The organism is Seonamhaeicola marinus, assembly GCF_008085455.1.
On the sequence record NZ_VSDQ01000130.1, the window covers coordinates 1 to 1,502 of the forward strand.

The window sequence follows — 1,502 nt, forward strand, 5'->3', positions numbered from 1 at the left end:
ATGTCTTTTTTTATATTATTTTTACTGAAATTTCTTAATGAAAAATATATATTATGAAAAAAATTATTGCTCTTTTATTAATACTTAACCTTACCTCTTGTGCAGAGTTACAACAAGTTGTAAATCAGCTACCACAAAGTGGCGGCATTACAAATACAGACATTGCTGCTGGTTTAAGGCAAGCTTTAGATTTTGGCATAGACAAGCAAGTAACAAAACTCACCCAAAAAGACGGATTTTATAAAAATAGTTTAGTTAAAATTCTTTTACCTGAGGAATTACAAAAAGTTGATAAAACATTAAGAGACATTGGCCTAAGTAAATTAGCCGATGAAGGTTTGAAAGTTTTAAACAGAGCCGCAGAAGATGCTGTAAAAGAAGCCACCCCTATTTTTGTTGATGCTGTTAAAGGCATTACTTTTACTGATGCTAAAAATATTTTATTGGGTAATGATGATGCTGCTACACAATATTTAACAAGTAAAACACAAACTGCATTATATGATAAATTTAATCCGGTAATAAAAAACTCTTTTGCTAAAGTAGGCGCAGATGATATTTGGAAAAACTTAATAACAAAATACAATGCTTTACCACTTACTAACAATGTAAACCCAGACTTAACAGATTATGTTACTAACCAAGCTTTAAAAGGTGTTTACACCATGATTGCGGTTGAAGAAAAAGATATTAGAAATAAAACAGCATCTAGAACAACAGATTTACTTAAAAAGGTATTTGCACTACAAGACTAATACTTAAAAAATATATTTGTAAAAAACCCTGAATAGCAAGACTATTCAGGGTTTTATTTTAATCGCAAACAATTGTAAACAAATAAATTAACGAAATATAAATTTTGAATTTTTAAATAAAAAATGTACATTTAAAAAACGCTCTCAAGCTAAAAACAGTTATTATGGATAGACTTTTATTAATAGCCCATAAAAAAAACATGCTTAACAAACGCTACAAAGAGCTTGTTGAAGAAGCCTATAATTTTAGGCAAACAGATTCTGCGTTAAGTGACATTTCAGAATACCGCGCCATAAAACTACTTGATAAAATTAATAAGCTTAAATATTTATCTAGAGATACTGCAAAACCAGCCTAAAAATTTTAGTAATTCTTTAACTTTTTTCTTACATCTAAATTACATGCTTTATCGTACTTTATAGTATAAAAAAAAGAGAACGTTATGAATAAGCATTTCTGTAGAGTTGGCAAGATTAAGCCCAATTTAAACAAAGTTATTAGCCTTAAAGAAATTGAAAGAACTATTGCTAATTTTGTTGATGATATTAGCAAAGTTGAATTTACTAAAGATTTAAACGAAGCGCTTTAAAATAAGCAAATGCTTTTATTAATCTAGAGCCATACCAAGAAAACATTTCGCCATCTACTAGCATAATTTTTGCATTTGGATAACATGTTTTCAAATCTTTTTTATGCGCTGTTTTAAACGGATAAGGCTCACTTGAAAGCATTACTAAATCAATATT

3 protein-coding genes and 1 pseudogene are annotated in these 1,502 nt (G+C 28.5%); 3 read left to right on the forward strand and 1 reads right to left on the reverse strand.

Features of this window, described 5'->3' with window-relative positions; all coding sequences use genetic code 11:
- The first annotated feature begins 53 nt into the window (after positions 1 to 53).
- From FUA24_RS01085 to FUA24_RS24915, 3 genes are all read left to right on the forward strand, one after another.
- Complete coding sequence (locus FUA24_RS01085; protein WP_147134422.1) at positions 54 to 755, forward strand: DUF4197 domain-containing protein; 702 nt, start codon at positions 54 to 56, stop codon at positions 753 to 755.
- A gap of 164 nt (positions 756 to 919) precedes the next feature.
- A complete protein-coding gene (locus FUA24_RS01090) occupies positions 920 to 1,114 on the forward strand; it encodes a Lacal_2735 family protein (protein WP_147134420.1) in 195 nt (64 codons plus the stop codon).
- 84 nt (positions 1,115 to 1,198) lie between these two features.
- Complete coding sequence (locus FUA24_RS24915; RefSeq protein ID WP_186826888.1) at positions 1,199 to 1,345, forward strand: hypothetical protein; 147 nt, start codon at positions 1,199 to 1,201, stop codon at positions 1,343 to 1,345.
- Here the strand turns inward: FUA24_RS24915 and FUA24_RS25390 are convergent.
- Positions 1,320 to 1,502, reverse strand: a pseudogene (locus tag FUA24_RS25390) (cobalamin-binding protein); the annotation flags it as partial. The gene FUA24_RS24915 and the pseudogene FUA24_RS25390 overlap by 26 nt on opposite strands.